Genomic DNA, 301 nt, shown 5'->3' with positions numbered 1-301 from the left:
ACTTTACCCAGGTCAAAAAACTGTTCGAGGCCGACGGCACCTATTATCAAACCGAAGCGCAGAACTCGAGCTGGAACTTTCGCGACCCCAGTCCGTTCATTGATCCTAATGATGGCAAGTTGTATATGGTGTTTGAAGGCAATGTCGCCGGTGAACGCGGTTCGCACACAGTAGGGGTTGCCGAACTTGGCCCTGTGCCACCGGGTCATGAAGACGTCGGGGGTGCCAGATTCCAGGTGGGTTGTATCGGTCTGGCGGTTGCAAAAGATCTCAGTGGCGAAGAGTGGGAAATACTTCCGCC

Annotated in this window: 1 protein-coding gene; it reads left to right on the top strand. The window is 54.2% G+C overall.

Annotated features, from left to right (window positions below; translation table 11 throughout):
* On the top strand, positions 1-301 hold a 301-nt coding region (locus ABJ99_RS19740; protein ID WP_195842912.1), incomplete at both ends, for a glycoside hydrolase family 68 protein.

This window comes from Pseudomonas syringae pv. cilantro, assembly GCF_001293775.1.
GTDB classification, from domain to species: Bacteria; Pseudomonadota; Gammaproteobacteria; order Pseudomonadales; family Pseudomonadaceae; genus Aquipseudomonas; species Aquipseudomonas syringae_P.
This window is presented reverse-complemented; position numbering and strand designations above follow the sequence as displayed.